General features: G+C 48.5%; 6 protein-coding genes and 1 pseudogene. 6 read left to right on the forward strand and 1 reads right to left on the reverse strand.

What is annotated here, in order from left to right:
* The first annotated feature begins 5 nt into the window (after positions 1-5).
* On the forward strand, positions 6-908 hold the full coding sequence (locus GT019_RS30565) for a carbohydrate ABC transporter permease (protein WP_161747242.1): 903 nt from the start codon (positions 6-8) through the stop codon (positions 906-908).
* Between the two features lie 121 nt (positions 909-1,029).
* On the opposite strand, the pseudogene GT019_RS32765 reads toward GT019_RS30565, so the two are convergent.
* A pseudogene (locus GT019_RS32765) lies at positions 1,030-1,107 on the reverse strand (helix-turn-helix transcriptional regulator); the annotation flags it as partial.
* 156 nt (positions 1,108-1,263) lie between these two features.
* Between GT019_RS32765 and GT019_RS30575 the strand changes: the two are divergent.
* The 5 genes from GT019_RS30575 to GT019_RS30595 all read left to right on the forward strand — a co-directional run.
* Positions 1,264-2,094 carry an amidohydrolase family protein gene (locus GT019_RS30575; protein WP_161747243.1) on the forward strand — a complete coding sequence of 277 codons (831 nt, stop codon included), beginning with the start codon at positions 1,264-1,266 and terminating at the stop codon, positions 2,092-2,094.
* Complete coding sequence (locus GT019_RS30580) at positions 2,091-3,569, forward strand: tagaturonate reductase (RefSeq protein WP_161747244.1); 1,479 nt, start codon at positions 2,091-2,093, stop codon at positions 3,567-3,569. The genes GT019_RS30575 and GT019_RS30580 overlap by 4 nt, the downstream gene beginning before the upstream one ends.
* The gene (locus GT019_RS30585) at positions 3,562-5,055 is read left to right on the forward strand and encodes a UxaA family hydrolase (protein ID WP_161747245.1); all 1,494 of its coding nucleotides are present in this window, start codon (positions 3,562-3,564) and stop codon (positions 5,053-5,055) included. Before GT019_RS30580 ends, GT019_RS30585 begins: the two co-directional genes overlap by 8 nt.
* Position 5,056: 1 nt before the next feature.
* Positions 5,057-6,010 (forward strand): aldo/keto reductase, encoded by a 954-nt coding sequence (locus tag GT019_RS30590; protein WP_161747246.1) that lies wholly within the window; start codon positions 5,057-5,059, stop codon positions 6,008-6,010.
* Positions 6,007-6,194 (forward strand): alcohol dehydrogenase catalytic domain-containing protein (locus GT019_RS30595; protein ID WP_161747247.1); only part of this gene is annotated, 188 nt, incomplete at its 3' end. The genes GT019_RS30590 and GT019_RS30595, both read left to right, overlap by 4 nt.

A 6,194-nucleotide genomic window follows, 5' to 3' on the forward strand; every position in this document is an offset into this window, starting at 1 on the left:
GTCCGTTGCAATCAACGATTCGGGAATCCGGGCAAGACCGAATTTTTTTATGCTGCGTGTATATTTTTTTGAGCGTGATCCTTTTACTGATCTTCTATCCGCTCCTGTATATTGTCAGTTCTTCTTTTAGTTCGGCTGCGGCGGTTCAGAGTGGAAAGGTATGGCTATGGCCGATCGATCCTACATTGGATGGATATGTCGGCGTCTTTAAATATAACGCCGTTTGGACCGGGTTTTTGAATGCTATTATTTATACGGTCTGCGGAACCGCGTTAAGCGTGAGCCTGACGATTATGATGGCATATCCTCTGTCCAGAAAGGAGATGTTCGGCCGCGGCGTTTGGATCTGGGGTATCCTCATCGCGATGCTGTTTAACGGAGGTCTCATCCCGTTCTATCTCGTCGTTAAAGATCTTGGAATGGTAGACACGCGTTGGGCAATCATCGTTCCGACCGCCCTTAATATCTTTGCCGTCATTATCGCGAAGACTTTCTTCCAGAACTCCTTGCCGAAAGAACTGTACGAGGCTGCCCAACTGGATGGGTGCGGCGATTTTCGGTTCTTGACGCGCATGGTGCTTCCGCTCTCCAAACCGATACTAGCCGTTCTTGTCTTATGGGGAGCGGTCGGTCAATGGAATTCGTATTTTAATGCCTTGATTTTTTTAAACTCGCCTTCGCTATATCCTTTGCAGCTCGTACTCCGTCAAATACTGGTGGAAAATAAAATCGATTATACGAGCATGTCCGCGTCGATGGATACGCAAAAACTTGTGGTCATGCAAAATATGGAGACCTTGCTCAAATATTCTCTGATCATCATTACGACAATTCCGATTCTTTTAATCTACCCGTTTGTCCAAAAGTATTTTGTTCAAGGCGTATTTGTGGGCTCCATAAAAGAATAAACCACTTGTGCTTTGACCAACTTAAAGGTCGAACTTGGCTGCAATCAATTGAAAGTACAGTTCAAACGAAGCGCTCTCATTGACGGGGGCGCTTTTCACGTGCTTGCCACGCAAAACATCTTCAGATACAAGTTCGTCGGAATTGATTTGGCGTTACGCCAACAATCTTATTGAAGACTTGATGGAAGTGGGGCAAGCTCTCGAATCCACGGTTCGTAAATCGTGCTTACATTTTCATCCGTCTCTAAAAGATAGCAAAAAAGTGTATGATATTGCAATTCTTCAATATTTTATTAATTCTTTTTGCTGTTAAATTAGAGAGTATATTCGGATTTGGCGAGGAGAGTCAACGGCAATGAGAATTGATGCGCATCAGCATTATTGGAAGATACACCGAGGTGATTACGGGTGGATAACGCCCGATAACCGAATGATGTACCGTGATTATTTACCGAAGGATCTTAATCCTAGCCTGGAACAGCATCAATTTGACGGTACTATCCTTGTGCAAGCAGCTCCGACGCTCGCGGAAACGGCCTTTCTACTGTTACTTGCTGAACGAGAAGAATCAGTCAAAGGCGTTGTCGGCTGGATTGACCTTCTATCCCCAAATCATTTCGAAGATTATCGGCGGTTTTGTGCCAATCCTAAATATGCGGGTTTTCGGATCATGATTCAGGACATGGTCAACCCCGCAATCATTCTCGAAGCCGGATTTGTGAATGCACTACGGGTATATGCCGATTTAGGCGTCCCTATCGATTTACTTGTAACGTCCAATCAATTACAGATATTGACCGAATTATTGAAGCAAGTTCCAAATTTGCGCGGGGTTATCGATCATATCGGCAAGCCGCAAATCGCCGAGGGAGAATTTGATTTCTGGGCGCGCAACATGATGGTATTGGCCTCGTATCCCGGCATTTACTGTAAATTGTCCGGCATGGTCACTGAAGCGGAACCTCACAGCTGGGAATACGAACAATTCGTCCCCTACATCCGCTTCATACTAGACTGTTTTGGGCAGCAGCGAACGATGTTCGGGAGCGATTGGCCAGTGTGCTTGCTTGCAGCAGGGTACGCCGAGGTGGTTGAGATCCTGGAGCGCGCAATGCCGGAAACTTGGACAAAGGAAGATCAGGATCGACTATTCGGATTAAACGCAAAGGAGTTTTATCGTTTATGAGATGGATTCATAGGGAGATCTTAAGTGACCGGAATAAACAGGCTTATGATGCTGTTCAAGAAAGCCCAGTAACCGTGTTGCAAATTGGTGAAGGAAACTTTCTCCGCGGTTTCTTTGATTGGATGATTCATCGTTCCAGGGAGCAGGGACTGTTCCCCGGCAGCATTGCTTTGACCCAGCCGAGGCCGGGAGGAAAATCGAAAATCGAGAAGCTTGCTGCCCAAAATGGTCTGTACACCTTGGTAACCCGCGGACTTGAAAACGGTGAAAGGGTGGAGCGCAAAGAAATCATTTCGTCCTTCTCTCGCGTCTTCGATCCCTACAGTGATTGGAATCAATTCACTGAGATCGCAGAGAGCCCTTCGCTGAGATTTGTTGTCTCTAATACGACAGAAGCGGGCTTGGTCTATACGCCCGAGCAGTTGATGGAAGGAACTCCGATACAATCGTTCCCCGGTAAAATGACATGGCTTCTTTACCGTAGGTTTAAGGCGCTAGGCGGGACTGCCGATAGTGGTCTGATTTTTCTGCCCTGCGAGCTTCTTGAACGTAATGGAGATACGCTCCTGCAATGTATTCTGAAGTATTGCCAAAGTTGGTCATTGCCCGAGGCGTTTAAAGAATGGATCATAAATCATAATCGATTCCTTAATTCGCTAGTCGATCGTATCGTTACCGGATATCCGAGCGACCAGGCGGAAGCGTGGTTCGAAGAGTGGGGCTATCAAGATGCGATGCTGAATACAGCGGAACCTTATTATTTCTGGGCGATTGAAGCAGAGCAAGAGCTCGAGACGGAGCTGCCGCTGCAGCGCGCGGGACTGAATATACATTGGGTGGATGACCTTCGGCCGTATCAGCTTCGGAAGGTTCGCATACTTAACGGTGCCCATACGCTAATGACGCCGCTTGCCTTGCTGCAAGATTTGAAGATCGTGCGAGAAGTCATGGAGCACCCGCGGTTGGGAACGTTCGTAAGGGAGACTGTGGCAAATGACATTATCCCTACGATTCCATTGGACGCTGAGGCATTGAATCGTTATGCGGAATCGGTGTATGAACGCTTCTTAAATCCATTCATTGATCACCGATTATCCGACATTGCCATGAATAGCCTGAGCAAATTCAAAACACGAGTTCTGCCGGCGATGATAACGTATCTTGAGAAAGGAGACGAAATTCCGAATCGTATCATCGAAGCCTTTGCGGCGTTGCTTCGCTATTACAAAATAGTCAAGGGTAATGAGCGTTTTACGGGACATACACTACACGGATCTGCTTACGAAGTAAAGGATGATCCTGCGTTACTGGAACTCATTGCACGGATTTGGGCGCAGAAACTGCCTCTTGAAGAAACGATATTTTTATTGCTTAGCCTAAAGGAAGTGTGGGCTTATGACCTTTCATCCATTGATGGGCTTATGTACCGTGTAACACGTTGCATTTTGGATATGGAGGCAAGTGCATATGAATAAATGGGTTCGATTGCATCCCGACGATCCTGTCGTCATTGCACTGCAGTCATTGACAGAGGGCGACTTTATCGAACTTGAATACGGAGTAGAACTTCAAGTATCAGAGGATATTCCGAAGGGACATAAATTGTTGACGACTCCCATAGCAGCAGGTGAACATATCCTTAAGTTCGGTTATTCGATCGGAAAAGCCAAAACTGACTTGCTTGCGGGATCGTGGGTGCATACGCATAATCTCCAAACAGGGCTAAAAGGTTTCTTGGAATACAAATATGAAGCGAGCTTCAACACCCTTACGGATCTCACTGGTGCGGATAGGACATTCCAAGGTTACGTTCGAGAGAACGGAGAGGTTGGCATTCGCAATGAGATATGGATCATTAATACAGTGGGCTGCATTAATAAAACATGCGAAGCGATTGCTAGAAAGGCTGAGGCAGCGCACGGTGCGCTGATTGACGGTGTCTATCATTTTGCCCATCCCTTCGGCTGTTCGCAGCTTGGAGATGATCTTAAGTTCACGCAGAAACTGCTTGCTTCGCTTGTGAACCATCCGAATGCGGCAGGCGTACTTGTTGTCGGACTTGGCTGCGAAAATAATCAAATTGATAGCTTTAAGCAGGCAATCGGCGATTATGATCCGTCACGCGTAAAGTTCATGCGTTCACAAGATATGGATGATGAGCTCGAGCATGGTCTCGCGTTAATCGGTGAACTGGTCCAGCAAGCCCAGCGCTTTGAACGCACGCCAGTGCCCGTGGCAAAATTAAAGCTAGGATTGAAGTGCGGGGGATCGGACGGTTTATCAGGCATCACGGCGAATCCATTGGTAGGGGCCGTATCGGACCGGCTAATTGCTGCCCGCGGAACGGCAATTTTGACAGAGGTTCCGGAGATGTTCGGTGCCGAGACGATTCTGATGAACCGCGCCGCGGATGAACGGGTTTTTCAAGAGATTGTGGCTTTGGTTAACGACTTTAAGCTGTATTTTATACGCCATGACCAAGAAATTTATGAGAATCCGTCACCCGGAAATAAAGCCGGAGGAATAACGACATTAGAGGAGAAATCGCTCGGGTGTACGCAAAAAGGCGGGCAAGCTATCATAACGGAGGTTGTTTCATACGGCGAACGCGTGACCATTCCCGGATTGAATTTACTCGAAGCTCCAGGTAATGATCTGGTGTCCGTAACCGCGTTATCCGCAGCTGGTGCGCATATCGTCTTATTCACGACGGGAAGAGGAACCCCTTTCGGCGGTCCGGTACCGACCGTGAAGATTGCAACGAATAGCGAGCTTGCCGAGCGGAAGAAGAATTGGATCGACTTCAATGCAGGCAGATTGTTGGAGGATCGGAGCATGAATCAATTGACGGATGACTTGTGGGAGCAAATCATAGCGATTGCTTCAGGCGACTTACAGACAAACAATGAGCGAAATGGATTTCGCGAGATTGCACTATTTAAAGACGGGGTGATTCTGTAGCATGAGATATCGTAAACTCGGCAAAACAGGACTTGACGTCTCGGTTCTGAGTTTTGGGGCTTCTTCGCTCGGCTCCGTGTTCCGGGATACCAACGAGGACGAAGCCGTTCGCACCGTACACGAAGCCGTTGACGCGGGCATCAATCTGATCGACGTGTCTCCCTATTACGGATTAACGAAGGCGGAGACCGTGCTGGGGAAGGCGATTGCGGAGATTCCGCGAGATAAATTCTTCTTGTCTACGAAAGCCGGCCGTTACGGCACGGATGACTTCGATTTTTCCCGTGAGCGGATCGTGAGCAGCGTGGAGGAAAGCTTGAACCGCTTGCATGCGGATTACTTGGACGTGTTGTTTTTACACGACATCGAATTCGTGCCGGCCGCCATCATTATCGAAGAGGCTGTTCCGACGCTATTGAAGCTGAAGGAACAAGGCAAGATCCGGTTCTCCGGCATTTGCGGACTTCCCGTTCAATTGTTCAAGAAGATGCTGCCGCAAGTAAACGTGGATGCCATCATCTCCTATTGCCATTATTCCATGAACGATACTTCGTTGCTCGGGCTGCTGCCTTTACTCGAAGCGAACGGAATCGGTCTCGTAAATGCATCCCCGCTGTCGATGGGCTTACTGGGCACTCGCGGCGCGCCCGATTGGCATCCGGCGAGTCGGCTCGTAAAAGAAACCTGCATGAAAGCAGCGGAATATTGCGCGGCGCAAGGCACGGACATCGCGAAGCTGGCCGTCCAGTTCTCGACCCGAAACGAACGCATTCCTACGACGCTGGTCAGTACGGCGAATCCGGCGAACATTCGCAACAATGCCATGTGGACGGACGAACCTATCGATGAAGAGCTGCTTCAGCACGTATTGGAGATGTTACAACCCATCCATAATGAAACCTGGATAAGCGGCCGGCCTGAATATAATGAAGGGATTGGAGTGAACCGTTCATGAGAGGCATCATTTGCGCGGAAATCGATCGATTCGAGTTGGCGGATAACTTGCCGGAGCCCGTATGCGAGTCAGGGCATGCGATCGTCCAGATCAAACGCGTGGGCATTTGCGGGACGGACTTGCATGCTTACAAGGGGAATCAGCCCTTTTTCTCCTATCCGCGCATTCTCGGTCATGAACTTGC

The organism is Paenibacillus glycinis (genome assembly GCF_009909185.1).
In the GTDB taxonomy this organism is placed as follows: domain Bacteria; phylum Bacillota; class Bacilli; order Paenibacillales; family Paenibacillaceae; genus Paenibacillus_Z; species Paenibacillus_Z glycinis.

Excerpts from the sequence above, each read along its gene's own strand:
- GT019_RS30575 (WP_161747243.1), top strand. The coding sequence starts at position 1,264 with ATGAGAATTGATGCGCATCAGCATTATTGGAAGATACACCGAGGTGAT.
- GT019_RS30580 (WP_161747244.1), top strand. The coding sequence starts at position 2,091 with ATGAGATGGATTCATAGGGAGATCTTAAGTGACCGGAATAAACAGGCT.
- GT019_RS30585 (WP_161747245.1), top strand. The coding sequence starts at position 3,562 with ATGAATAAATGGGTTCGATTGCATCCCGACGATCCTGTCGTCATTGCA.
- GT019_RS30590 (WP_161747246.1), top strand. The coding sequence starts at position 5,057 with ATGAGATATCGTAAACTCGGCAAAACAGGACTTGACGTCTCGGTTCTG.